Origin of the sequence: Afipia clevelandensis ATCC 49720 (assembly GCF_000336555.1) — a bacterium.
Lineage (GTDB): Bacteria > Pseudomonadota > Alphaproteobacteria > Rhizobiales > Xanthobacteraceae > Afipia > Afipia clevelandensis.
The window spans coordinates 101,282-124,886 of the sequence record NZ_KB375281.1; the positions used below are offsets into that span (position 1 = coordinate 101,282).

Consider the following 23,605-nt stretch of genomic DNA (forward strand, 5'->3'; position numbering starts at 1 on the left):
CTCACTCCGCCGGATCGCTTTTCCCGAGCAGGCTGGCCCATCGGCGCTGAAGCAAATCGCGCGGCGAACCATCGACCAGGATGGCGATGCCGAGCCGTGCGCCAATGACCATGGCGCCGATCGCAAGCGGCGCGGAGAGCGCAAGCGCGGACCCGGCCGTCAATCCCTGACCGATGGTGCAGCCGCCGGCAAGAATCCCCCCGATGCCCATCAGCACGCCTCCGGCGAGATAACGCCGCATCTCGTGATCGTCGTCGAACGCTTCCCAGCGCAGTTCTGCCGAGCGCCAGGCCGCCAGCCACGATCCGGCAACGACACCGAACACGCTGCCGACGCCGAAATCGGCGAAATTCGTGATGTTCTGCAGGCCGGCGTAAAGCGCTTTGCCGACGGTGGAGACGAAGGTCAGACTTTGCGGCTTTGCCGGGCCCGCGAATTCATCCACGATGTTTGTCGTCACGATCCACCCGGCCACGATCAGGACGCCGAGCACGATTCCCGAGGACACAAGTCGCGGCGCGCGGCGCAGCCGCCGATCGCGCAGCGCGAGCCAGCACAGGGCGGTTCCCGCAATCACCGCAATGATGGTGCGGGTATCGAGACCGAGAAACTGTGAGGACAGCGATGCGATGTCCGCCTGCGCGCCGCCCGGCATCGGCACGGACAGGGATTCAAGAACCTCGATCCTGAAGGTTGCGAAAACCCCGCGCAGGGTCGCATAGGCCGCGCCGCCGAGAACCAGAATGACAACGAGGCTGCGCAGATCGCCGGTGCCGAGCCGCACCAGCGAACCGAATCCGCAGGTCCCGACCAGCGCCATGCCGACGCCAAACATCACGCCGCCGATCAGGACCGAGACCAGCGGCAAGGCTGTCGGTGTGTAGGTCACGAGTGACGGATCGAGCAGACCGCCGACAATCAGCGCTTGCGTGCCGAGAATGGCAATGCCGAGCGCAAGTCCGAACACGCGCAGTCTGCGGCTGTCGCCGCCCATCAGCGCGTCTTCAATCGCACCGAAGGTGCATAGCCGCGCATGGCGCACGGCAAAGCCCGCGATGACGCCGATGGCGAAACCGCCGAGTGCTTGCATCCAGGCAGACATGTTCTGCATGGCGTTCTCCCGGACCGGTGCGGCGTGAAGCCTTGCGGGCTGCGTCGCATCCGCCTGCCGTGATGGCAGGTTTATTTCTTGTCTGCCGCCTCGGGCGCGCAGAAAATATCGTAGACCACCGAGATCACCCGGCGGACATCCTCGTTGGCGAGGCTGTAGTAGATGGTCTTGCCGTCGCGGCGCGTATCGACCATGCCGTCGTAGCGCAGGCGCGCGAGTTGTTGCGACACCGCCGACTGGCGCAGCGAAAGAATGTTCTCAAGCTCGGTGACCGAACGCTCGCGCTCAGCGAGCAGGCAAAGCAGCAGCAGGCGATTTTCGTGCGATAGCGCCTTGAGGAAGTTGCTGGCCTTGCGCGCCTTGCGCATCAACTGGTCGAGTTCGGGCGAATACTCCGCGCCGTCGCGAAGCTCGGTTTCCAGTTCGGATGAAAGGATTGATGTCATGGCTCTATCGTTTCATTCAACTGAGGTCAGATTCGGCTGGGCGAGGGCTGCAGCTTGGCGGCGAGCGCGTCGAGCAATCCCCAGAAGGCGTTGTCGTTGCTGTAGCCGGTGATGCGTCCGATCTCGCGGCCGTTGTCGGCGACCACGAAGGTCGGTGTGAACCGGATCGGCGAGGCGAGCGTGATGCCGCTCATCGCCTGATTCCGGATGTCCACGCGGCGGAGCGGAAGCGCCTTGGCCTCATCGGTCCGCTCGTACAGCGAACCGACATCGCGCTCCCAGCGCTGGCAATAGACGCAGCCGGCCTGCTCGAACATGACGAGTTCGGCGGCCTGCGCCATGCCGCACCACAGCACGCTTGCGGAAAATGCAGCGGCCGCGACGGATTTTGCGAGCGTTTGTCCCAGCATATGATACATATACACGAATTCGCATGTATCTGCCAGAGCCGGGAATTCCGTGGTTTCTTCCATTTCAATCGCCGGGGCGCTGGGGGCGGGGGTGCTGTCGTTCCTGTCTCCCTGCGTTTTGCCGCTGGTGCCGCCCTACCTCTGTTTTCTGGCGGGCATCAGCCTCGATGACCTGACGCATGAGGACAAGCGCGGCTGGCGGCCGGACTGGCGCGTGGTCGCGCTGTCCTTCGCCTTCGTGCTCGGCTTCGCCACGGTGTTCGTCGCGCTCGGGGCATCGGCCTCGGCGCTCGGCAAAACCGTCACCGCCTATTTCGACATGCTCGCGATCATCGCCGGCGTCATCATCATCATTCTCGGCCTGCACTTCCTTGGCATATTCCGGATCGGCCTGCTGTTTCGCGAAGCGCGGTTTCAGACCGTCTCGAAGCCCGCGGGATTTCTGGGCGCCTACATCGTCGGGCTCGCCTTCGCGTTCGGCTGGACGCCCTGCGTCGGGCCGGTGCTGGCGGCGATTCTGATGGTTGCGGGCATCGAGGGATCGGCCGGCCGCGGCGCGCTCTTGCTCGGCGCTTATGCGCTCGGGATCGGCATTCCCTTCATGCTCGCGTCGCTGTTCTCCGGTCCTTTCATGCGGCTGATGGCAAGGCTGCGTGGGCACATGGGCACTATCGAAAAGGTGATCGGCGGCGCTCTTGTGCTGACCGGCGTGCTGTTTTTGACTGGCGGCATGCCGCGCATCGCGGGCTGGCTGCTGGAAACATTTCCCGTCTTCAGTTCATTCGGCTGACGCGACAGAGGGAGGCTCACTTGCCCAATAACAAGAACCATCTGACCCGGCGGCATGCCATCGCTGCGCTCGGCGCGGGCGCGCTGGCGTTGCGCAGCGCCCCGTCTTTCGCAAAGGCGACGCTCGGCGACGACGGCATCTATCACATGGACTGGTATCTTGAGAGTTTCCTCGATGTTTCCGAGGACCTCGCCGGCGCGACCGCCAAGGGCAAGCGCTTTGCCATCATGTGGGGCCTGAAGGGCTGCCCGGCCTGCAAGCGGATGCACGAGGTGCATATGATGGACCCGAAGATCGAGGGATACGTCCGCGACAATTTCGAGATCCTGCATCTCAATCACATCGGCGCGCGCGAGGTCACCGACTTCGATGGCCGCAAGCGCAGCGAGAAGGCCTTCGGCGAGGCCTATGGCATCCGCTTCACGCCGACGATCCAGTTTTTTCCCGAGAAGACCGACGGTCTTGCGGCGTTGAAGGGCCAGGCGCGGGAAGTGGCGCGCATGCCGGGGCTGCTGGAGCCGACAGAATTTCTCGCCATGTTCCGCTACGTGCGCGAGAAGGGTTATGACTCCGCGCCGTTCCCGGAATGGCTCAAGCGCCAGGCGTGAGTGATTTTTTATCCCGTCGCGCAAGAAGAAGAGCCTGTATCGAACTCTCTCTCCGGTCGTCCCCGCGAAAGCGCTACCCATACTCCCTGAGCGGTCGATTTAAGGGAGCTGCTGGAGCAGCTTTCTCGCTCTCACCACGATGTTCGGTGGTTATGGGTCTCCGCTTTCGCGGGGACGACGTCGGATGCGTTGCACGAGTGCGCTCGACGAACAGGTCGTCATGGCCGGGCTTGTCCCGGCCATCCACGTCTTCCTTTCGGACTTTTGGCAAAGGCGTGGATCACCGGGGCAAGCCCGGTGATGACGATCATTGGTGTTGCACCTGCCTATGCTTCACCGGCTTCCGATTCATTTTTCAAACAGCCACGTGTGATTGCTCTCGCGCATGGCGCGAGGTGAGCTTTGGTCGTGTCCCTCATATGAGGGGCGTGGCGCGCCGAAAGGCGCAAAGGTGGTGTTTCGCTTCCTTGGCGAAGGAAGCGCATCGCCTCACGGCGCGCCATCAGCGGCGATTTTGGGCGAGGGGAGCGCTCTTCCGGGACAGGACGGACGCTTTCACGCCCCGATCCGGCGGCTTTCGCCGCGTTCGTGCCTGTCCGCGTCCAGCCATTGAAGGCAGAGCCACGTAGTTGGCCCGGGCGCTGACCCCAGCCTCCCGGACGTGTGGCTGCGAACCACATCGCGCAGGCGCCGCATCCTGCTCCGCTTCAAAGCGCCCTCGAGAAGCGCCCCTCGTGAACAGGACGATGAAGAATATATTCCTAGATCACAAAATGTCAAGATGCTTCGTCATTGCGAGGAGGCGAAGCCGACGAAGCAATCCATTTTTCTTTGCCGGCAGAGGGCAGATGGATTGCTTCGCTGCGCTCGCAATGACGCACGTGAGCGTTTAGGTCTCCCGCGCAATTTCTCCGAGTCGTCCCCGCGCAGGCGGGGACCCATGCACCCTGAATTCTCGATGTGAGGAAGATGCTGGAGCACTCTTCTCGCCATCACCACGATATGCGGTGGTTGTGGGTCCCCGCTTTCGCGGGGACGACATCGAATGTTTGGTGAGTGCGTCGCCTTAAAAATCCAGCTTGTCGCTGATCGCCGCGACACCGGCCTTGGCGCAGGCTTCATCCGCGTCGCCGCCCGGCGCGCCGGACACGCCGATGCCGCCCAGCATCGATCCGCCGGCCTCGATCATCACGCCACCACCGATCAGCACCACATTGGGAAGCTGACGCAGGCCCTGCATCGCAGGCGCCTGCGTTGCGGCGACGAGATCGGTGGTGTTGCTCTTGAAGCTGACCGCGGTCCACGCCTTGCCGGTTGCCGTCGGCGGCGTGTGCGCGCCGGCGAAGCGGTCGCGCAGCATCACCTGCGGCATGCCCGAGCGATCGACCACCGCGACCGCGACCTGATAGCCGCGCTTGCGGCACTCGGCCATCGCGGCCTTTGCTGCGTCGAGCGCGATCTCGGGGGTGAGCGACTTGGTCGCGACAGTGGCGTCCTGCGCGCGTGCCGGAGCCGAGACGAAGGCGCAGACAGCCGCGAGGGCAAACAGGTTTCGTGCTTTCATGTTTCTGGCTCCTCGTTCCGCTGCGGCCTCATGGTGAGGAGGCGCGTTCTTGCGCCGTCTCGAACCATGAGGCGATTGTCGAAAAGACATCGTGTGTCACCTCATCCTTCGAGGCGCGCGCGAAAGCGCGCTCCACAGGATGAAGTATCAACACATCCGGGCGGCCATGTATGCCCGGATCATCAGCCTACTTGTTGACCGGCGATTCGGGGTCGAACAGCAACGCCACCAGATCCTTGATCTGCTGCTCGGTCAGAACCTTGTTCGCGCCGAAGCGCGGCATGCTGGAACACGCGAACACGGCCTGCGAGTCGTAGATCTTGGTGAAGGCGTTCTTGATCTCGTCCGGCGCGTATTTGCGATCCTTGCCGTAGTTGGTCAGGCTCGGTCCCAGCGTGCCGTAGGAGAGTTCGGACTTCTCCAACTGGTGGCAGGCGTAGCAGTTGCCGCCGCTCACCGTGTCGGGCTTGTCCGAGAACTGTCCGCCGCGGCCGTTGTTGGCGGTCTTCTTGCCGGCCTTCCAGTCGCCGAGGAATTTTCCGTCGGCGGGATAGACCACTTTCGCCAGCTCGCGCTTGGTGATGGCCTCGGCTTCCTTCGCCGGCACATTGTTGTGGAAGGCGTTGCAGGTCTTCAGCGTCTCGTCCGGAACGATGCGCTCCTGCCATTCCGGCGGCGCCTTGCCGAACGTCGCCTTCACATAGGCATCGACGATGGCGGGGTCCGCGGCCTTGACCGGGCTTTTGGGCGAGGTCTGCGCCGATGCGCTGAAGGGAAGGGCGATAACACCTGCGGCGAGAGCCAGCGCGGCGATTGTCATTTTCCTGGTCATGTTGCGCTCCTCTCTCAACGCTTGATCGACGGGACGTTGATTTCGCCGCCGGCGCCCTGCTTCTGCAGGAAGACGGTCAGCGCGGTGAGCGCATCGGACGCATATTCAGGAACCGGCCAGCGCTGCTGGCGATAACAGTCCCACAGCCGATGCTGCATGGTGCGCAAGGCGCTTGCCGACACGCGATAGGTCGGCCAGCTTCCCATGGTTTCCTGCGGCTGCTTGCCGGGATGCGACAGGTTCGGCAGGCCCTGCAGGCGGATGCGCTTGCCGTCCTCGGCGTGGCAGGTCGAGCAGGAGAAATCGTTCACGCCGCCGCGCCGATAAAACAGCGCTTCGCCGACAGCGGCCATTTCCTGTTCCTTCGGATGGCTGAGAGGAACGTCGATCTTCATGCCGTTCGACTTGTTGGCGATGTAGGCGACGAGGTCTTCCATATCGGAAGGTTTGCCGGGGCCGGAGAAGCGGCGCGCGATCACGTCCTTGGTGTCGAGGCCCTGAATGTTGGTCATGCACCACAGCAGGCGCTGCTCAAGGTCCATGACCTTGTCGGCGTCCTTGAAGTAGCGCGGCATCTTGGCGTAGGCGCCTTCGAGCTTGCCGGGTCCCTGGCCGAGATCGCAGGTTTCGAGCGAGACGTCCTTGGTGCCGCGCTTCAGCTTCCACAGCACTTCGCCGCGGTCCACCGCGAGATAGCCGGGATTGGACATCGGATCGGAAATCATCGCGCGATATCGCTCGATTTCCTTTTCGCTCGCGTCCTGCGCGCGCGCAGGCGCGCTCGACGCGCACATCAGAATCGCAAAGGCGATTGCCGACCGAATCGTGGTCTGTCTCATTCTTTGGTCCTCCCCTCCGTCAGACCGTCTGTGCGGTCTTTTCGGCTTCCGGTTCAGTCTGATCCCGCAGCCTTTCCGCAGTGCAGTGCTTTGATAGGCGCCACAAAAACGGATACTGACTCGCGAGCCGTCAGACTAGAACATCTTTACATTCATGAAAAAGAATATAATGATGTGTCCCGGATCATGATAGATCAGGCTTGGCATCGTCAAGCGATACTATCGTCAAGGGATGCAAAAGACTCCCGCAGGAGGAAGCATAGATGAAGTTCAATGAACCAACGCGCCGTGATGCGCTGACTCTCGCCGCCATCGCGGGACTGACTGCCGTGCTGGCGCCGAAAATGGTGTTCGCGGACGAGGCGGCGGTCGCGGCCGAGATCAAGAAGCTGTACGGCGACAAGAAGATGGACAGCGGCAAGATCAAGCTCGATGTGCCGGAGATCGCCGAGAATGGTCTCGTGGTACCGGTCAATGTCGAGGTCGAAAGTCCGATGACCGACAAGGACTACGTGAAGGCGGTTCACATCTTCGCCGACGGCAATCCGCTGCCGGGCGTCGTCAGCTACAAGTTCACGCCGGCCTGCGGCAAGGCGGCGGCGTCCACCCGCATGCGCCTCGCGCAGACGCAGAACATCGTGTGCGTCGCGGAAATGTCGAGCGGCGCGCTCTACACCACAAAAGCCAATGTGAAGGTCACCATCGGCGGCTGCGGCGGCTGATCGGTCTCACTCACGAAAAAATTCAGGCGAGGACGTTTCCGAGGATAATTCTATGGCCAATGCACCCACACCGCGCGTTCGTGTTCCTGCCACCGCGAAGGCGGGCGAACTGATCGAAATCAAGACCCTCATTTCGCACGAAATGGAATCCGGCCAGCGCAAGGATTCCTCCGGCAAGGTCGTGCCGCGCAAGATCATCAACAAGTTCACCGCGACCTTCAACGGCAAGCCGGTGTTCGAGGCGGACTGGAATCCGGCGATCTCGGCCAATCCGTATCAGTCGTTTTTCTACAAGGCGTCCGAGACCGGCGAGTTCACCTTCACCTGGAAGGATGACGACGGTTCGGAATACACCGCCAAGAACAAGCTGACGGTCGGCTGATCTTCTCCGCACGGCTATGCCGTGCGGAAACGAGATTTCTGAAAATCGTTTCCCTCCGATGAGGGGACAAGGGTGATGCGATGATATCGAGGCGGGAATTCCTGCAGGCGAGCGCGGCTGCGTCTGCGCTCACCATCGGCGGCGGACTTGGGCCGCTCGGGCGCGTCGCGGCGCAGCAGAAGCTGACGCAGGCGGATATCCTCAAGTTCGATCCGCTCGGCACAGTGACCATTCTCTATGTCGCGGACAACCACGCTCAATTGATGCCGCTCTACTTCCGCGAACCGTCGGTCAATCTCGGGGTCGGCGCGGACAAGGGCCTGCCGCCGCATCTCACCGACGCGGCGTTCCGCAAATACTTCAATATCGCCGCCGGTTCGGCGGATGCCTACGCACTCACCGCGGATGATTTTGTCGCGCTGGCGCGCAACTACGGCCGCATGGGCGGCATGGACCGTGTCGCGACGCTGATCAATGCGGTGCGCGCGGAGCGCGGCGAGGACAAGGTGCTGCTGCTCGACGGCGGCGACACCTGGCAGGGAAGCTGGACCTCGCTGCAGACCAAGGCGCAGGACATGATCGACGTCATGTCGGCGCTCAAGGTCGATGCCATGGTCGGCCACTGGGAATTCACCTATGGCGCGGATCGCGTCAAGGAAGTCGCCGACAAGGCGCCGTTCGCCTTCCTCGCGCAGAACGTGCGCGACAACGAATGGCAGGAGCCGGTGTTCGAGGCGCGCAAGATGTTCGAGAAGGGCGGCGTGAAGGTCGCCGTGATCGGACAGGCGCTGCCGCGCACGGCGGTCGCCAATCCGCGCTGGATGTTCCCGAAATGGGAATTCGGCATTCGCGAAGAAGACATGCAGAAGCAGGTCGATGAGGCCCGCGCCGAGGGCGCGCAGATCGTCGTGCTGCTCTCGCATGACGGCTTCGACGTCGACCGCAAGCTCGCGGGCCGCGTCAAGGGCCTCGACGTGATCCTCACCGCGCATACCCATGACGCGATGCCGGGCCTCGTGCGTGTCGGCGACACGGTGCTGGTCGCGACCGGTTCGCACGGCAAGTTTGTCTCGCGCCTCGACATTGAGGTGAAAGACAAGAAGGTCGCCGGTGTCCGCTTCAAACTGATGCCGGTGTTCACCGATGCGATCAAGCCCGACAGCGCGATGACCGCGCTGGTGGAGAAGGTGAGGGCGCCGTTCGCCAAGGATCTGGCTAAGGTGATCGGCAAGACGGATTCGCTGCTCTATCGCCGCGGCAACTTCAACGGCACATTCGACGATCTGATCTGCGATGCGATGCTGGCCGAACGCGACGCCGAGATCGCGCTGTCGCCCGGCTTCCGCTGGGGCGGCACGCTGATTCCCGACAGCCCGATCACATGGGAAGACATCACCAACGCCACCGCGATCACCTATCCGAACTGCTATCGCAACCAGATGACCGGCGCGCAGCTCAAGGAAGTGCTCGAGGATGTCGCCGACAACATCTTCCATCCCGATCCGTACTTCCAGGGCGGCGGCGACATGGTGCGTATCGGCGGCATGGGCTACGCGATCGACGTGTCGAAGCCGATGGGTTCGCGCATTTCCGATCTCACCCATCTGAAATCCGGCAAGCCGATCGATGCGGCGAAGAGCTACACTGTTGCGGGCTGGGCCAGCGTCAACGAAGGCACGCAGGGGCCGCCGATCTGGGATGTCGTCTCGGCCCATGTTGCAAAGCGCGGCACGGTGAAGATCGAGCCGAATGCAGCAGTCAAAGTGTCAGGCGCGTAACGGCAGACATTCTCATGCACAACCACGCTCAACATATTCACGTATCGAGATAAATAGAAAGGATGCCGCATGAGTGACAAATCATCTGCGGATATTCTCAGCCGCCGCAAATTCCTCGGCGCAGCGGGTGTTGCCGGCGCAGGCGTTGCGCTCGGGGCGAAGTCCGCACTGGCGGAAGCTGCGAAGCCCGATCCGCTGATTACCGAAGTGCAGGACTGGAATCGCTATCTCGGCGATGGCGTGCAGAAGACGCCTTACGGCATGCCCTCGAAGTTCGAGAAGAATGTGATCCGCCGCGATGTGTCGTGGCTGACCGCATCACCGGAATCGTCCGTCAACTTCACCCCGCTGCATGAACTCGACGGCATCATCACGCCATCGGGCCTGTGCTTTGAGCGGCACCACTCCGGCGTCGCGGAGATCAATCCCGCCGACCACCGGCTGATGATCAACGGCCTCGTGGACAAGCCGCTGGTGTTCACGATGGACGACATCAAGCGCATGCCGCGCGTGAACAAGGTCTACTTCCTCGAATGCGCGGCGAATTCCGGCATGGAGTGGCGCGGCGCGCAATTGAACGGCTGCCAGTTCACCCACGGCATGGTTCATAACGTCATGTACACCGGTGTGACGCTGAAGACCGTGCTGGATGAAGCGGGCCTCAAGCCGAACGCGAAATGGCTGATGCTGGAAGGCGCGGACGCCGCCGCCATGAACCGCTCGCTGCCGGTCGAGAAAGCGCTGGACGATTGCCTGCTCGCCTTCGGCATGAACGGCGAAGCGCTGCGGCCCGAACAGGGTTACCCGCTGCGTGCGGTGATTCCCGGCTGGGAAGGCAATCTCTGGGTGAAATGGATTCGCCGCATCGAGGCGGGCGACCAGCCGTGGCAGACCCGCGAGGAAACATCGAAGTACACGGATCTTCTGGCCGATGGCCGCTCGCGCAAGCACACTTTCATCATGGATGCGAAGTCGGTGGTGACCAATCCGTCGCCGCAGGCGCCGCTGAAATTCAAGGGCCGTAACGTGTTGGGTGGCCTCGCCTGGTCCGGACGCGGCACAGTCAAGCGTGTCGATGTCACCATGGATGGCGGCCGCAACTGGCAGACCGCGCGGATCGACGGGCCGGTGCTGGAGAAGTCGCTGGTGCGTTTCTATGTCGATTTCGACTGGAACGGACAGGAGCTGATGATCCAGTCCCGCGCGATGGATTCCACCGGCTATGTGCAGCCGACCAAGGATGAGCTGCGCAAGGTGCGCGGCGTCAATTCGATCTACCACAACAACGGCATTCAGACCTGGCTGGTGCGCGCGAGCGGGGAGACTGAAAATGTCGAAATCGGTTAGGGCCGCGTCGCTCGCGCTGCTTGCCGGCGCTGTGCTCGCAACCGCAGCGCCGCAAGTCCATGCGCAGCAAATTGCCACACAGGCGTCGGTGAAGACCTCGTCTAAGCTCGGACTCGGACGTCCCGCGCTGCCGGAAGAAATCAAGGCGTGGGACACCGATGTGCGGGCGGACGGCAAGGGATTGCCGCCGGGCAAGGGCACGGTGAAGCAGGGGGATGCGTTGTTTCAGGAGCGCTGCGCCTCGTGTCATGGCGAATTCGGCGAAGGCGCAGGGCGCTGGCCGGTGCTGGCCGGTGGCGCGGGAACGCTGACAGCGGACCGCCCCGACAAGACCATCGGTTCGTTCTGGCCGGACCTGTCCACCGCGTTCGACTACATCAAGCGTGCGATGCCTTATGGCAATGCACGCTCGCTGACCGACGACGAGGTCTACGCGATTGTTGCCTATCTGCTGTCGATGAACGACATCGTGAAGGACGAGAATTTTGAACTCAACGACAAGAATTTCACCTCCATCAAGATGCCGAACGCCACGGCCTTCTTCGATGATGACCGCGAGACCTCCGAAAAGCAGTTTTGGAAGAAAGACCCGTGCATGAAGGATTGCCGCAGCGCACCGAAGGTGACGGGCCGGGCGATCTCGGTGGACGTGACGCCGGACAGCAAGGCGGGACCGAAGGTCGATTGATGAAACGCCCGCCGGCACATGCGATGCTTTTTGTTCTGGCGGCGGGCGCTCCGCTGGAAAATGCTGCTGCGGGAGACCGCGAACTTGGAGAGTATTTGTCGGCGGAATGTGTAACCTGTCATCGCGCTTCAGGCGGGGCCCAGGGCATTCCGAAGATCACGGGATGGCCGGAAGATCAGTTCATCGCCGTGATGAATGCCTACAAGGACAAGCAGCGTGACAATCCCGTGATGCAGACCATCGCGGGGCGGCTTGCGGCAGGTGACATCGCGGCGCTGGCGGCTTATTTCGGGACCCAGAAGTGATGGTTTCAACATTCCGGAGGGTATCATGACAGATCAGAACGGTTCGGCGACACGCCGCAGTCTTATCATCGGCGCTGCGGGAGGTCTGGTTGCGGCAACGGCGGCACAGGCCGCGCCGAAAGACCTGTCCATGGCCGACCTGAAGAAGGAAGGCGATATCGCATGCCTGTATCATTGCGACTACGGCGACAACGCGCGCTTCGCCCAGACGCTCAACAACATCTCCAATCACTATTCGGCTTATGGCGCGGACCCGTTCGGCCTGCAGCTTGTCGTCGTCGCGCACAGCGTTGCTGTGAAGTATTTCCTTTCCACGCTGGAAGGCACGCCGTGGAAGGACGAGACCATTGATCCGGCGCTGTTCGAGCGCGTGACCGCGCTCGCGAAGAACGGCCTCAAGATCTATCTCTGCGAAATCACCTTCAAGCGGCTGAAGCTCGACAAGGCCAAGGTGAAGGACGCGCCGTTCATCAGCTTCGTGCCGTCGGGCGTCGCCACCGTCGCGGCGCTGCAATCGAAAGGCTTCGCCTATCTGAAAGTGGGCTGACGCCGTTCGCGGCCGATGTCTGAAACCGCATTCTCAACCGTGGCATACTGGAGGTCGTTATGAGCATCAGTCGTCGGCAGTTGATTTCAGGATCGGCATCGTTCGCAGGCGTCATGATGCTGGGCGCGCCTGCGGTGCTGGGGCAAGGCAAGCCGCGCGTCGTGGTGATCGGCGGCGGCGCCGGCGGCGTGACTGCCGCCAAATACATCGCCAAGGACAGCGCAGGCGCGATCAGCGTCACGCTGGTCGAGCCACTGGCGAAATATCAGACCTGCTTCCACAGCAATCTCTATCTCGGCGGGTTCAGGGATTATCCGTCGATCACCCATGGTTATGGCGGGCTGAAGAAGCTGGGTGTGACGGTGGTCGCCGACCGCGCCAGCAAGATCGACCGCGACAAGAAGGAAGTCATCCTCGCGAGTGGCAAGAAACTGCCCTACGACCGGCTTGTGGTCTCGCCGGGCATCGACCTGAAATACGATTCCGTTCCGGGCTGGTCACAGGCGGCGGAAGAAGCCATGCCGCATGCCTGGAAGCCGGGAGCGCAGACCCTGCTGCTGAAGAAGAAGCTCGACGCGGTGCCGAACGGCGGCGTCATTGTGATGATCGCGCCGCCCAATCCCTATCGCTGCCCGCCCGGGCCTTACGAGCGCGTGTCGATGATGGCCCATGCGCTGAAGAAGGCGCGCAAGGATCGGTCCAAGATTTTCGTGATTGATCCCAAGGAAAGTTTCTCGAAGCAGGCGTTGTTTCAGGAAGGCTGGGAAAATCACTACAAGGGCATGGTCGAATGGCTCGGCCCCAAGGTGCATGATGGATTGAAGTCGGTCGATCCCAAGACCGGCACCGTGGTCACCGGCTTCGAGACCTACAAGAATGCCGCGCTGGTCAATGTCATTCCGGCTCAGATGGCGGGCGCGATTGCGCGCGACGCCGGCCTCGCCAATGCCAGCGGATTCTGCGCGATCGACCCGGCGAACATGAAGTCCGCCGCCGATGGCAACATCTACGTTCTCGGCGATGCGTGCATCGCGGGCGACATGCCGAAATCGGCCTTCTCCGCCAACAGTCAGGCCAAGGTTGCGGCGATGATGATCCGCGGTGAACTGGTGTCCGCGCGCACGTTCCCGGCGCGCTACAGCAACACCTGCTGGAGTCTCATCGACACCGACGACTGCGTGAAGGTCGGTGGCGCGTATGAGCCGAAGGACGGCAAGATCGCGGCCTCATCCACGTTCGTCTCGAAGACCGGCGAGGATGCGGCGCTGCGAAAGCAGACGCAGGCGGAAAACATGGGCTGGTACGCTGGAATTACAGCCGATATGTTTGCATGATCTTCCAAAATATCCGGAACCCGCTGCCAGGCGGCGGGTTTCGGTTTCTTCACACTTCATCGCTTCGATGCATCTTCATCCACCTGCCAGCTTTCCTGCCCGCCAAAGGTTACATCCCATGATTGCTCGTTCGCTCGCCGCCGCCCTCGCTGTTGCCGCCGCCGGTTTCGCCGCTCCCGCCCATGCGCAGGATGTCGCCGCCGGTGAAAAGTCGTTCAACAAATGCCGCGCCTGCCATCAGGTCGGCGAAACGGCCAAGAACAGTGTCGGCCCCGAACTGAACGGCCTGTTCGGCCGCAAGTCGGGCAGCGTCGCCGGCTACAACTATTCGGACGCCAACAAGAATTCCGGCATCACTTGGGACGAAGCGGTGTTCGCTGAATACATCAAGGACCCGAAGGCGAAGATCCCCGGCACCAAGATGGCGTTTGCGGGCATCAAGAAGGATGAGGAGATCAAGGATCTCACCGCGTTCCTCAAGCAGTTCGGCGCCGACGGCAAGAAGAAGTAAGCCAATTCAACGTCAGTTGCCTCAGCCGGTTCGATCGTCATCGCCGGGCTTGTCTTGGTGATCCACGTTTTATGAGCAATCGAAGTGAAGACGTGGATGGCCCGGGATACGCCCGGCCATGACGGCTGAAACTGAATCGTCTTTTGCGTTGTGCGCAGCGCCCATCGCGGCATCCACGCGAAACACTTTGTTAATCCCTTCGCCTCTGGCGGTGCCCGGATATAGGGCAGTGCTGTCGCATCCGCTCAAATTCTGCAGGAAATGCCCGCCAGACGGGCATTTTTTGCTGCGCGCGGTAGGGATTTACGGCGCGTTATCCAATTCTTTCTACCCTTCAAGGATCGCGCGCCGGTGGGCTGTCCGGCGGACGTCGCATGCAAAAAGAATTTTTGGGGAATGGAAATGGGCTGGTTCAAAAGCACTCCGGCAACGCAGAAGGCGCAGGGCAGCTTCCTTTCAAATCTGAGATTCCGCACCAAGATCATGCTTGGTTTCGTGATCGTGCTCGGCATCTCCGCGATCAACATGGGTGTCGCCTATTTCGGCTTCGAGCGCATCGCCGACGGCGTTCAGTCCTATCAGAGCATTGTCGCCGAGAGCGACAGCGCGCGCGAAATCGACCGCGAACTGGTCGCCTATCAGCTTCTTGCGCGGACCTACGTCACAACCGGTCTTCCGAAGGATGAGGAGGCCGCCCGCGCCGCCGAGAGCAATCTCGGACAGGCGATCGAGCGCGCCGCGCGTGTCGCGACCTCGGAGAACCGCAAGAGCGTTCTCAATCTCTCCGCCAGCTATGGCGAATTCGCGTCGCTGTTCGCCGACGTCATCAAGCTCAAGACCGAGAACGCCGCGATTGCCTCCAACCAGTTGCTGCGCATGGGCAATGTGATCCGCTACAAGTTCGACGATCTCGCGGATACCGCGATCCTCGCCGGCCTGTCGTCGATTCAGCAAAACGCCAAGGAACTTGCGACGCATTCGGCGGCGATCACCTCCAATATCAGCAATTACATCCTGCGGCCCGACCATGCGGTCGCGAACAGCGTCAATGCGCGGATGCAACTCCTCAAGAACAGCTTCGGTTCGCTGGCCGCGGATGATGCGAAAATTTCGACCAAGATCGCCGAGGTCACAGCCGAACTCGACGCTTACAAGACCAGCTTCACCAAGTTCGTGGAGAACACCGCGAAGATCGCCGCGCTCTCCACCAAGATGACTGAAGCCGCAGGCTCCGTCACGCAGGAAGCCAAGACCATCAAGGACGCCCTGCTGGTCCGTCAGACCCAGCTTGCGAAGGAATCGGCGACCGCCGCGCATACCACGAGCACCTTTGTGACCGCGCTCGGCGCGGGCGGCATCATGTTCGGCGCGCTGCTGGCGTGGATGTTGGGCCGCGGCATTTCCCGCCCGATGATCGGCATGTGCAAGGCCATGCGTGAGCTTGCCAACGGCAATTTCGACGTCGTGCTGCCGGGGCTCGGCCGCAAGGACGAGATCGGCGAAATGGCCGGTGCTGTCGAGGAATTCAAGATGCGCGCCGTCGCCAAGGCGCAGGCCGAGGCAGCGGAGCGCGAGGAGCAGGGCAGGTCGGCCAGCGCCGCGCGCAGCGCCGAACTGCACCGCTTCGCCGACGACTTCGAGACCGCTGTCGGCGTGATCGTGTCGAGCGTGTCGGCCTCCGCCAGCCAGCTTGAGGCGTCTGCGACCACGCTGACTCGCACGGTTGAGACCGCGCAGGACCTGTCCGGCAAGGTGGCCGGCGCTTCGGAAGAGGCTTCCGCCAACGTGCAATCGGTGGCCGCTGCGACGGAAGAACTGTCCGCATCGGTCAACGAGATCGGACGTCAGGTCCAGGAATCGAGCCGCATCGCCGCTGCAGCGGTGCAGCAGGCCGAAGCCACCGACGCGCGTATCAACAAGCTGTCGCGCGCGGCACAGGAAATCGGCGATGTGGTCAAGCTGATCACCGCGATTGCCGAGCAGACCAACCTGCTGGCGCTCAACGCCACCATCGAGGCGGCGCGTGCCGGCGAGGCGGGCCGCGGCTTTGCCGTGGTCGCATCCGAAGTGAAGTCGCTGGCCAGCCAGACTGCGAAGGCGACCGACGAGATTTCCTCGCACATCACCGGCATGCAGGCGGCGACGCAGGAATCGGTCAATGCGATCAAGGAAATCGGCGGCACCATCGGCCAGATTTCCAGGATTGCCAGCAACATCGCCGAAGCCATCGACCAGCAGACCAACGCCACCACCGAAATCGCCCGCAACGTCCAGAGCGCCGCCAGCGGCACGCTGGAAATCGCGGAAGGCATTTCGGAGGTGAACCGCGGCGCCAGCGAGACCGGCACGGCGTCCGGCGAGGTTCTGAATTCCGCGCAGACGCTGGCCGTCGAAAGCACGCGGCTGCGTCAGGAGCTGGATCGCTTCATGGCAAATATCCGCGCGGCCTAATACGCATCCTTCTTCGCCCGCGCGTCCTTGGCGCTCTGCACCAGATCGAGCTTGCGCTCGATCTTGCCAAGCGTGGCGGCGAACTCCTTGCGCTCCGCTGCTGTCAGGCATGACAGGATGTCCTGCTCCTTGCGGAGCAGTTGCGGGATCAACTCTTCATAGAGTGCATGTCCCTTGCGGGTGAGCTGCAGGGCGAGTTCGCGGCGGTCGTCCGCATTCTCGACACGCTCGATCAGTTGCTGTTCCAGAAGATGCGCCACGGCCCGGCTGATGGTCGATTTGTGCGTCCGGGTGCAATAGGCGATATATTGCGCCGTGCAGGCCTCGTCCCGGAAGCCGAGCGTGGCCATCACCCGCCATTCCGGAATGTCGAGACCATAGCGGTCGCGATACTCGCTGGAGAGTTCGGCGCTGACTTCCGCCGCCAGCCGGTTCAGCCGGAACGGCACAAAGCTGAAAAGATCGAGTTTGCTCAAGGACAGGTTCCGGGCAAAACCGCGCTTCCGCGATTTGGTTGCAGTTGCAACGATCATAACCTTGGTTTATTCTGATTTCCAGAGGCTTCATTCAAGAGGCCCGTCAATCAGGCAGGGTGGAGAAACGTGCCGGAACCCCGGGTCATTCAGTTCGGTTATCGCCGTCATTCCGATCAGGACAGGGCGCCGGCGCAGTCCGCGCGGCATCCGGTGGTGGTGGTCGGCGCCGGGCCGGTCGGCCTGACTCTGGCGATTGATCTGGCCCAGCGGGGCCATGCCGTGGTGTTGCTGGACGACGCGGACAGGATCGGCGACGGCTCGCGCGCGATCTGCTTTTCCAAGCGCTCGCTGGAATTGTGGGATCGCCTCGGGGTCGGCGAGCGGATGGTGGAAAAGGGCGTGGTCTGGAAGGTCGGCAAGATCTTCCTCAACGATGACATGCTCTATCGTTTCGACCTGCTGCCGGACGACGGCCACAAGATGCCCGCCTTCATCAATCTGCAGCAGTATTACGCCGAGGCCTTTCTGGTGGACCGCGCGCGCGAACTGCCGCAGGTGGACCTGCGCTGGCGCAACAAGGTGGTCGGCCTCGACCAGCGCAACGATCATGTGGTTCTGGCCATCGACACGCCGGACGGGCGCTATCATCTGAAGGCGGATTACGTGGTCGCCTGTGATGGCGCACGCTCGGCATTGCGCAGCTTTGTCGGCGCGGAATTCACCGGCGAAGTGTTCGAGGATCAGTTCCTGATCGCCGACGTCAAGATGACGGCGGAATTTCCGACCGAGCGCTGGTTCTGGTTCGATCCGCCGTTTCATTCGGGGCAATCCGCGTTGCTGCATCGCCAGCCGGACGATGTCTGGCGGATCGACCTGCAACTCGGGCCTGCCGCCGATCCCGCCATCGAGCGGATGCCGGAGAATGTGCGCCCGCGCATCGAGCGGATGCTGGGTCATAAGAATTTCGATTTCGAGTGGATTTCGATCTACAAATTCCAGTGCCGCCGGATGCAGCGCTTTGTCCATGAGCGCGTGATCTTCGCCGGCGATGCGGCGCATCAGGTCTCACCGTTTGGTGCGCGGGGCGCGAACTCGGGGCTTGAAGATGCAGAAAACGTCGCCTGGAAGCTCTCGCTGATCCTGAATGGCACTGCCTCTGCGCCGCTGCTGGACAGCTACGAGATCGAGCGCAGCGCCGCTGCCGACGAAAATATCCGCGCCTCGACCCGCTCGACCGATTTCATCGCGCCGCATTCGGCGCAGGAACGGCGGATGCGGCAGGCGGTGCTGCGCCTCGCGAAGGAAACAGATTTCGCCAAGCGCATGGTCAATGGCGGGCGGCTCTCCACGCCATCCACTTACGAGACGCCGCTGTCGACGCCAGACAGCGAGACGTGGAGCGCAGGCCCGCGCCCCGGCGCGCATATGCTCGATGCGCCGCTGACAGCAGAGAGCGGCGAAGCGGTCTATCTTACCGAAGCCTTTATCAAACAAGGCGAGGGCGGGTTTGTCCTGCTTCAGGCGGGATTGAATGGCGGCGGACATCCCGATTGCCGGACCATCGCTGTCGGTGACAACACGCCGCTGCGCGATCCATCCGGACTGTTCGCAAAGCGCTACGACGCATCCGAAGGCGCAGCCTATCTGCTGCGACCTGACGGGTATGTCGCCGCGCGTTTCCGGAAGCCGACGGCGGCAGCGGTGCAGGCCGCGATGGCCCGCGCCAGCGGGAGGGCCTCGTGACGCTCTCGACACAATCGAATTTCAGCGACCCCGATACCGCCTATCGCATGGTTGTGGAAGCGCATCGCGGTCTTGGCGACGAGGACAGCGCGCTGCTCGACACCGCGCTGGTGCTGATCCTCGCCAATCACATCGGGGATGCCGAGGTGCTGCGCGACGCGATTGCGCTGGCAAAGCGCCAGCTTTCACAGAACAAGATTTCAGAAAAGGACTCAAAATGAGCGCAAAGGGTTTCGCTTCAACCGGCGACATGGCGGCGAAGACAATCACCTTCTCCGAAATCGGTCCGGACATTTATGCTTTCACTGCCGAGGGCGATCCCAACTCGGCGGTGATTGTCGGCGATGACGGTTGCATCGTGTTCGACGCGCAGGCGACGCCGGCGATGGCAAAGAGCGTAATCGAGCGGGTCAAGACCGTGACCGACAAGCCGATCAAATATGTGGTGCTGTCGCATTATCATGCGGTGCGCGTGCTCGGCGCATCGGCCTACAAGGCGCAAGGCATCGTGGCCTCGTCCGAGACCCAGCGGCTGATCGTCGAGCGCGGCAAGCAGGACTGGGATTCTGAATATGGCCGGTTTCCGCGCCTGTTTCAGGACGCCGAAAGCATTCCCGGGCTGACCTGGCCGACCATCACTTTCGACACCGGCATGACGCTGTATCTCGGCAAGCGCGAGGTGCAGTTGATGCATCTCGGCGCGGGCCATACCTCCGGCGACATCGTCGCGTGGGTGCCCGATGCGCAGGTGATGTGTTCCGGTGACCTGATCGAGTATCACTCGGCCTGCTATTGCGGCGATGCGCTGCTGCGTGAATGGCCATTGACCTTGAACGAAATCCGCGAGTTCAATCCGAAGGCCGTCGCGCCTGGCCGCGGCGACGCGCTGAAGGGCGAGGCGACGGTGAACGAGGCTATCGCCATGACTCGCGATTTCGTTTCGACATTGTACGGGGCCGCGGAACTGTCAGTGGCGAAGGGAGGTTCCCTGAAAGAGACCATGGCCGCGACCCGCGAGGTGATGGACCCGAAATTCTCGAGCTTTGCGATCTACGAACACTGCTTGCCGTTCAACGTCTCGCGCGCTTTCGACGAAGCATCCGGCATTGACGATCCGGTGATCTGGACCGACAAGCGCGACCGCGAAATGTGGGCAGCCCTGCAAGGAGGATAGTGCGATGAACATCAACACCGCTCCCGGCGCTGTGAATCGCAACGCCGTCAATGTCACGCCGGGTTACATGTCCGGTTTCGGCAACAGCTTTGAGACCGAGGCCTTGGCAGGCGCGCTCCCCATCGGACGCAACTCGCCGCAGAACTGCGCTTACGGGCTTTACGCCGAGCAATTGTCCGGCTCGCCATTCACCGCGCCGCGCGGCACCAACGAGCGCTCGTGGCTCTATCGCATTCGCCCGTCGGTGAAGCATTCAGGCCGTTTCACCAAGGTCGATGCCGGGCACTGGCGCACCGCGCCGTGCACCGAATACGATCTGCCGATTGCGCAATTGCGCTGGGACCCGCTGCCGTTGCCGAAGGAAGGCCAGACCTTCCTGCAGGGCGTTTACACCATGACCACGGCGGGCGACGCCGGCACGCAGGCCGGCATGGCGGCGCATGTCTATCTCATCACCAAGTCCATGGTGGACCAGAACTTCTACAACGCCGACGGCGAGATGATGTTCGTCGCGCAGGAGGGCAACCTTCGGCTGGTCACCGAATTCGGCATCATCGACATCGAGCCGGGCGAGATCGCGGTGATCCCGCGCGGCGTCAAGTTCCGCGTTGAAATTCCGGGCGGTCCGGCGCGCGGCTATCTCTGCGAGAACTATGGCGGCGCGTTCACGCTGCCGGAGCGCGGGCCGATCGGCGCGAATTGTCTCGCCAATTCGCGCGACTTTCTCACGCCGGTGGCGGCCTATGAGGACAAGGAAACGCCGACCGAGCTTTATGTGAAGTGGGGCGGTTCGCTGTTCATGACCAAACTGCCGTATTCACCGATTGATGTGGTGGCGTGGCACGGCAACTACGCGCCCTATAAGTATGACCTGCGGACCTTCTCGCCGGTCGGCGCCATCGGCTTCGATCATCCCGATCCGTCGATTTTCACCGTGCTGACCTCGCCATCGGAAACGGCAGGTACTGCGAATATCGACTTTGTGATTTTCCCCGAGCGCTGGATGGTGGCGGAGAACACCTTCCGCCCGCCGTGGTATCATATGAACATCATGTCGGAATTCATGGGCCTGCTGTATGGCGCCTATGATGCCAAGCCGCACGGCTTCGTGCCGGGCGGCATCAGCCTGCACAACATGATGTTGCCGCACGGACCTGACCGCGAGGCGTTCGATCACGCCAGCAACGGCGAATTGAAGCCCGTCAAACTAACCGGCACCATGGCCTTCATGTTCGAGACGCGTTTCCCGCAGCGGGTGACGCAGTTCGCCGCCACGACAAGCGCCTTGCAGGATGATTACGCCGATTGCTGGCAGGGGCTGGAGCGCCGCTTCGACCCGTCGAAGCCGTAACCTCGTTGAATGGATGCGCGGTATTGAAGCGGTGGCAATGTCACTCCCTCTCCCCGGCGGGGAGAGGGGTGGGGTGAGGGGCTCTCAATCTATCGAGAGATTCTACGCCCTCACCCGGATCGCTTGCGCGATCCGACCTCTCCCCACGGGAGAGGTGGGCAGACCGCTGACATCGAATTCGGAACACCAATATGACTGACGCTGTTCTCTACGGCTACTTCCGCTCAACGGCGGCCTATCGCGTGCGCATCGCGCTCAATCTGAAAGGGTTGCGCGCGGACCATCGCTTCGTGCACCTGCGCAAGGGCGAGCAGACGCAGGACGCCTATCGCAGGATCAATCCGGCAGGCCTCGTTCCGTACTTGATCGACGACGATCTTGAGTTAGCGCAGTCGATTGCGATCATCGAGTATCTCGACGAGACGCATCCGCAGCCGCCGCTGCTGCCGCCCGATGCGAAGGGGCGGGCAATTGCGCGCGAGATCGCGCTGGTTGTAGCCGCCGACATTCACCCCATAGGCAACCTGCGGGTGCTGAACCGGCTGATCGACATGGGCGTCGATGAGGCGGCGCGCGGCGCATGGTCGAAGCACTGGATCGAGACCGGCTTCGAGGCCGTCGAAGCGCGGCTCGCGCATCTGCCGGGACCGTTCGCGCTTGGCGAGGCGCCGACGCTGGCAGACATTTGTATCGTGCCGCAGGTGTTCAACGCGCGCCGCTTCGGTGTGGACCTCGCGCCTTACAAGCGTATCGTGGCGCTCGATGCCGCCGCCGCAAAACTCGACGCCTTTGCTGCGGCCGAGCCGGGCCGTCAGCCCGACGCCGAATAAAGATGGATGGACATGATGCACCCGAACGATCCCAAGCTGCGCTCTTTCATTGAGGTCGATCCGTCGTCGGATTTTCCGATCCAGAATTTGCCTTACGGCGTGTTCTTCACGCCGGAGCAGCCTGATCTGCGCGTTGGTGTTGCCATCGGCGATTTCGTGCTCGATCTTGCCGCGCTGGAAGTTGCGGGGCTGATCAGCTTCGAGAACGCGAATGGCGTGTTCGCGCAATCGTCGCTGAATGCGTTCATGGCGCTCGGGCCAAAGGTGTGGAGCAGTACCCGCGCACGGATCAGCGAGCTGCTGCGGCATGATTGCCCTGAACTGCGCGACAACAAGGAGCTGCGCAATCGCGCGCTGATCCCGCGCAATTTCGCCGACATGCATATGCCGATTGCCGTGCAGGGCTTCACGGATTTCTATTCGTCGAAGGAACACGCCACCAATGTGGGCATCATGTTCCGCGGCAAGGACAACGCGCTGATGCCAAACTGGCTGTCGATTCCGATCGGCTATAACGGCCGCGCCTCGACCGTGGTGGTCAGCGGCACGCCGATCCGACGTCCGCGCGGACAGCTCAAGCCGCCGACGGCGGAGCATCCCGTGTTCGGGCCGTGCAAGCGGCTCGACTTCGAACTGGAGATGGGCGTCGTCATCGGGCAGGCGTCCGCCATGGGCGAGATGCTGACCGAGCAGCAGGCCGAGGAGATGATCTTCGGCTTCACGCTGCTGAACGACTGGAGCGCGCGCGACATCCAGGCGTGGGAATACGTGCCGCTCGGGCCGTTTCAGGCCAAAGCATTCGGCACCTCGATCAGCCCGTGGATCGTGACACGCGAGGCGCTGGAGCCGTTCCGTGTGAAGGGACCCGCGCAGGACCCGGCGCCGCTGCCGTACCTGCAACAGAAGCACGCGCAGAATTATGATCTGCAACTCGCCGTCGATCTCAAGACCGGGACGATGAACGAGGCGGCGGGCATCTGCCGCACCAATTTCAAATACATGTACTGGTCATCGGTGCAGCAGCTTGTGCATCATGCCTCCTCGGGTTGCGCGATGAATGTCGGCGATCTGCTCGGCTCGGGTACCATCAGCGGACCCGAGAAAAGCGAGCGCGGCAGCATGCTTGAATTGAGCTGGGGCGGCGCGGAGCCGCTCGATCTCGGCGATGGCGTGCAGCGCTCGTTCCTCGAGGATGGCGACTCGCTCACCATGCGCGGCTGGTGTCAGGGCAACGGCTACCGCGTCGGCTTCGGCGAGGTCGAGGGGACGATCCTGCCGGCGGCGTAAAGCAAGCAGCTTCAATCCGTCATTGCGAGCGAAGCGAAGCAATCCACTCTTCATAAGATATGGATTGCTTCGTCGCAGC

The 23,605-nt window shown here is 62.3% G+C and carries 25 protein-coding genes; 18 read left to right on the forward strand and 7 right to left on the reverse strand.

Annotated elements, in window-relative coordinates; genetic code table 11:
• Position 1: 1 nt before the first annotated feature.
• The 3 genes from HMPREF9696_RS00445 to HMPREF9696_RS00455 all read right to left on the reverse strand — a co-directional run bounded on the left by HMPREF9696_RS00445 (position 2) and on the right by HMPREF9696_RS00455 (position 2,030).
• Entirely contained in the window at positions 2-1,111 is a 1,110-nt protein-coding gene (locus HMPREF9696_RS00445) for a YeeE/YedE family protein (RefSeq protein WP_002710955.1), read from the reverse strand.
• A gap of 71 nt (positions 1,112-1,182) precedes the next feature.
• Positions 1,183-1,557 carry an ArsR/SmtB family transcription factor gene (locus HMPREF9696_RS00450; RefSeq protein WP_002710956.1) on the reverse strand — a complete coding sequence of 125 codons (375 nt, stop codon included), beginning with the start codon at positions 1,555-1,557 and terminating at the stop codon, positions 1,183-1,185.
• Between the two features lie 26 nt (positions 1,558-1,583).
• The gene (locus HMPREF9696_RS00455; protein ID WP_002710957.1) at positions 1,584-2,030 is read right to left on the reverse strand and encodes a thioredoxin family protein; all 447 of its coding nucleotides are present in this window, start codon (positions 2,028-2,030) and stop codon (positions 1,584-1,586) included.
• On the opposite strand from HMPREF9696_RS00455, the gene HMPREF9696_RS00460 reads away from it, so the two are divergent.
• Positions 2,017-2,757, forward strand: coding sequence for a cytochrome c biogenesis CcdA family protein (locus HMPREF9696_RS00460; protein WP_174309430.1), 741 nt, complete (start codon positions 2,017-2,019; stop codon positions 2,755-2,757). The two genes, HMPREF9696_RS00455 and HMPREF9696_RS00460, sit on opposite strands and share 14 nt — an antisense overlap.
• Before the next feature lie 20 nt (positions 2,758-2,777).
• Positions 2,778-3,365, forward strand: coding sequence for a SoxW family protein (locus HMPREF9696_RS00465; RefSeq protein ID WP_002710959.1), 588 nt, complete (start codon positions 2,778-2,780; stop codon positions 3,363-3,365).
• 1,066 nt (positions 3,366-4,431) lie between these two features.
• Here the strand turns inward: HMPREF9696_RS00465 and HMPREF9696_RS00470 are convergent.
• The 3 genes from HMPREF9696_RS00470 to soxA form a co-directional block, all read right to left on the reverse strand.
• Positions 4,432-4,929, reverse strand: coding sequence for a GlcG/HbpS family heme-binding protein (locus HMPREF9696_RS00470; protein ID WP_002710961.1), 498 nt, complete (start codon positions 4,927-4,929; stop codon positions 4,432-4,434).
• A gap of 187 nt (positions 4,930-5,116) precedes the next feature.
• On the reverse strand, positions 5,117-5,761 hold the full coding sequence (soxX, locus tag HMPREF9696_RS00475; RefSeq protein ID WP_002710962.1) for a sulfur oxidation c-type cytochrome SoxX: 645 nt from the start codon (positions 5,759-5,761) through the stop codon (positions 5,117-5,119).
• A gap of 14 nt (positions 5,762-5,775) precedes the next feature.
• Complete coding sequence (gene soxA, locus HMPREF9696_RS00480; protein WP_002710963.1) at positions 5,776-6,600, reverse strand: sulfur oxidation c-type cytochrome SoxA; 825 nt, start codon at positions 6,598-6,600, stop codon at positions 5,776-5,778.
• 263 nt (positions 6,601-6,863) lie between these two features.
• Here soxA and soxY point away from each other — a divergent pair, with 263 nt between their 5' ends.
• From soxY to HMPREF9696_RS00530, 10 genes are all read left to right on the forward strand, one after another.
• Entirely contained in the window at positions 6,864-7,322 is a 459-nt protein-coding gene (soxY, locus tag HMPREF9696_RS00485) for a thiosulfate oxidation carrier protein SoxY (RefSeq protein ID WP_002710964.1), read from the forward strand.
• Between the two features lie 52 nt (positions 7,323-7,374).
• Positions 7,375-7,704, forward strand: coding sequence for a thiosulfate oxidation carrier complex protein SoxZ (gene soxZ / locus HMPREF9696_RS00490; protein WP_002710965.1), 330 nt, complete (start codon positions 7,375-7,377; stop codon positions 7,702-7,704).
• Positions 7,705-7,784: 80 nt separating this feature from the next.
• Positions 7,785-9,482 (forward strand): thiosulfohydrolase SoxB, encoded by a 1,698-nt coding sequence (gene soxB, locus HMPREF9696_RS00495; RefSeq protein ID WP_002710966.1) that lies wholly within the window; start codon positions 7,785-7,787, stop codon positions 9,480-9,482.
• A 69-nt stretch (positions 9,483-9,551) separates the two neighbouring features.
• Entirely contained in the window at positions 9,552-10,829 is a 1,278-nt protein-coding gene (gene soxC, locus HMPREF9696_RS00500; RefSeq protein ID WP_002710967.1) for a sulfite dehydrogenase, read from the forward strand.
• Positions 10,813-11,517 (forward strand): c-type cytochrome, encoded by a 705-nt coding sequence (locus HMPREF9696_RS00505; protein ID WP_002710968.1) that lies wholly within the window; start codon positions 10,813-10,815, stop codon positions 11,515-11,517. Before soxC ends, HMPREF9696_RS00505 begins: the two co-directional genes overlap by 17 nt.
• Positions 11,518-11,540: 23 nt before the next feature.
• A complete protein-coding gene (locus tag HMPREF9696_RS00510; RefSeq protein ID WP_245259177.1) occupies positions 11,541-11,822 on the forward strand; it encodes a c-type cytochrome in 282 nt (93 codons plus the stop codon).
• Between the two features lie 25 nt (positions 11,823-11,847).
• Positions 11,848-12,369 carry a DsrE family protein gene (locus HMPREF9696_RS00515; protein WP_002710970.1) on the forward strand — a complete coding sequence of 174 codons (522 nt, stop codon included), beginning with the start codon at positions 11,848-11,850 and terminating at the stop codon, positions 12,367-12,369.
• Positions 12,370-12,428: 59 nt separating this feature from the next.
• Positions 12,429-13,703, forward strand: a complete 1,275-nt coding sequence (locus HMPREF9696_RS00520; protein WP_002710971.1) for an NAD(P)/FAD-dependent oxidoreductase — start codon at positions 12,429-12,431, stop codon at positions 13,701-13,703.
• Between the two features lie 118 nt (positions 13,704-13,821).
• Positions 13,822-14,214 carry a c-type cytochrome gene (locus HMPREF9696_RS00525; RefSeq protein ID WP_002710972.1) on the forward strand — a complete coding sequence of 131 codons (393 nt, stop codon included), beginning with the start codon at positions 13,822-13,824 and terminating at the stop codon, positions 14,212-14,214.
• A gap of 402 nt (positions 14,215-14,616) precedes the next feature.
• Positions 14,617-16,665, forward strand: coding sequence for a methyl-accepting chemotaxis protein (locus HMPREF9696_RS00530; protein ID WP_002710973.1), 2,049 nt, complete (start codon positions 14,617-14,619; stop codon positions 16,663-16,665).
• Here the strand turns inward: HMPREF9696_RS00530 and HMPREF9696_RS00535 are convergent.
• Entirely contained in the window at positions 16,662-17,141 is a 480-nt protein-coding gene (locus tag HMPREF9696_RS00535; RefSeq protein ID WP_174309432.1) for a MarR family winged helix-turn-helix transcriptional regulator, read from the reverse strand. The genes HMPREF9696_RS00530 and HMPREF9696_RS00535 overlap by 4 nt on opposite strands.
• A gap of 126 nt (positions 17,142-17,267) precedes the next feature.
• On the opposite strand from HMPREF9696_RS00535, the gene HMPREF9696_RS00540 reads away from it, so the two are divergent.
• The 6 genes from HMPREF9696_RS00540 (at position 17,268) to fahA (ending at position 23,526) form a co-directional block, all read left to right on the forward strand.
• On the forward strand, positions 17,268-18,884 hold the full coding sequence (locus HMPREF9696_RS00540; RefSeq protein ID WP_002710975.1) for an FAD-dependent oxidoreductase: 1,617 nt from the start codon (positions 17,268-17,270) through the stop codon (positions 18,882-18,884).
• Positions 18,881-19,105: a DUF2783 domain-containing protein gene (locus HMPREF9696_RS00545; protein ID WP_002710976.1), complete on the forward strand. Its 225-nt coding sequence runs from the start codon at positions 18,881-18,883 to the stop codon at positions 19,103-19,105. Before HMPREF9696_RS00540 ends, HMPREF9696_RS00545 begins: the two co-directional genes overlap by 4 nt.
• Positions 19,102-20,058 (forward strand): MBL fold metallo-hydrolase, encoded by a 957-nt coding sequence (locus HMPREF9696_RS00550; protein WP_002710977.1) that lies wholly within the window; start codon positions 19,102-19,104, stop codon positions 20,056-20,058. Before HMPREF9696_RS00545 ends, HMPREF9696_RS00550 begins: the two co-directional genes overlap by 4 nt.
• A gap of 4 nt (positions 20,059-20,062) precedes the next feature.
• Complete coding sequence (gene hmgA / locus HMPREF9696_RS00555; protein WP_002710978.1) at positions 20,063-21,409, forward strand: homogentisate 1,2-dioxygenase; 1,347 nt, start codon at positions 20,063-20,065, stop codon at positions 21,407-21,409.
• A gap of 191 nt (positions 21,410-21,600) precedes the next feature.
• Positions 21,601-22,239, forward strand: a complete 639-nt coding sequence (maiA, locus tag HMPREF9696_RS00560) for a maleylacetoacetate isomerase (RefSeq protein WP_002710979.1) — start codon at positions 21,601-21,603, stop codon at positions 22,237-22,239.
• A 12-nt stretch (positions 22,240-22,251) separates the two neighbouring features.
• The gene (fahA, locus tag HMPREF9696_RS00565; RefSeq protein WP_002710980.1) at positions 22,252-23,526 is read left to right on the forward strand and encodes a fumarylacetoacetase; all 1,275 of its coding nucleotides are present in this window, start codon (positions 22,252-22,254) and stop codon (positions 23,524-23,526) included.
• The last annotated feature ends 79 nt before the right edge of the window (positions 23,527-23,605 follow it).

Excerpts from the sequence above, each read along its gene's own strand:
- fahA (WP_002710980.1), top strand. The coding sequence starts at position 22,252 with ATGATGCACCCGAACGATCCCAAGCTGCGCTCTTTCATTGAGGTCGAT.
- HMPREF9696_RS00510 (WP_245259177.1), top strand. The coding sequence starts at position 11,541 with ATGCTTTTTGTTCTGGCGGCGGGCGCTCCGCTGGAAAATGCTGCTGCG.
- HMPREF9696_RS00525 (WP_002710972.1), top strand. The coding sequence starts at position 13,822 with ATGATTGCTCGTTCGCTCGCCGCCGCCCTCGCTGTTGCCGCCGCCGGT.
- soxC (WP_002710967.1), top strand. The coding sequence starts at position 9,552 with ATGAGTGACAAATCATCTGCGGATATTCTCAGCCGCCGCAAATTCCTC.
- soxB (WP_002710966.1), top strand. The coding sequence starts at position 7,785 with ATGATATCGAGGCGGGAATTCCTGCAGGCGAGCGCGGCTGCGTCTGCG.
- HMPREF9696_RS00550 (WP_002710977.1), top strand. The coding sequence starts at position 19,102 with ATGAGCGCAAAGGGTTTCGCTTCAACCGGCGACATGGCGGCGAAGACA.
- HMPREF9696_RS00455 (WP_002710957.1), bottom strand. The coding sequence starts at position 2,030 with ATGGAAGAAACCACGGAATTCCCGGCTCTGGCAGATACATGCGAATTC.
- soxZ (WP_002710965.1), top strand. The coding sequence starts at position 7,375 with ATGGCCAATGCACCCACACCGCGCGTTCGTGTTCCTGCCACCGCGAAG.
- HMPREF9696_RS00515 (WP_002710970.1), top strand. The coding sequence starts at position 11,848 with ATGACAGATCAGAACGGTTCGGCGACACGCCGCAGTCTTATCATCGGC.
- HMPREF9696_RS00445 (WP_002710955.1), bottom strand. The coding sequence starts at position 1,111 with ATGCAGAACATGTCTGCCTGGATGCAAGCACTCGGCGGTTTCGCCATC.
- soxA (WP_002710963.1), bottom strand. The coding sequence starts at position 6,600 with ATGAGACAGACCACGATTCGGTCGGCAATCGCCTTTGCGATTCTGATG.
- soxX (WP_002710962.1), bottom strand. The coding sequence starts at position 5,761 with ATGACCAGGAAAATGACAATCGCCGCGCTGGCTCTCGCCGCAGGTGTT.
- hmgA (WP_002710978.1), top strand. The coding sequence starts at position 20,063 with ATGAACATCAACACCGCTCCCGGCGCTGTGAATCGCAACGCCGTCAAT.
- HMPREF9696_RS00505 (WP_002710968.1), top strand. The coding sequence starts at position 10,813 with ATGTCGAAATCGGTTAGGGCCGCGTCGCTCGCGCTGCTTGCCGGCGCT.
- HMPREF9696_RS00530 (WP_002710973.1), top strand. The coding sequence starts at position 14,617 with ATGGGCTGGTTCAAAAGCACTCCGGCAACGCAGAAGGCGCAGGGCAGC.
- HMPREF9696_RS00450 (WP_002710956.1), bottom strand. The coding sequence starts at position 1,557 with ATGACATCAATCCTTTCATCCGAACTGGAAACCGAGCTTCGCGACGGC.
- soxY (WP_002710964.1), top strand. The coding sequence starts at position 6,864 with ATGAAGTTCAATGAACCAACGCGCCGTGATGCGCTGACTCTCGCCGCC.
- HMPREF9696_RS00470 (WP_002710961.1), bottom strand. The coding sequence starts at position 4,929 with ATGAAAGCACGAAACCTGTTTGCCCTCGCGGCTGTCTGCGCCTTCGTC.
- HMPREF9696_RS00520 (WP_002710971.1), top strand. The coding sequence starts at position 12,429 with ATGAGCATCAGTCGTCGGCAGTTGATTTCAGGATCGGCATCGTTCGCA.
- maiA (WP_002710979.1), top strand. The coding sequence starts at position 21,601 with ATGACTGACGCTGTTCTCTACGGCTACTTCCGCTCAACGGCGGCCTAT.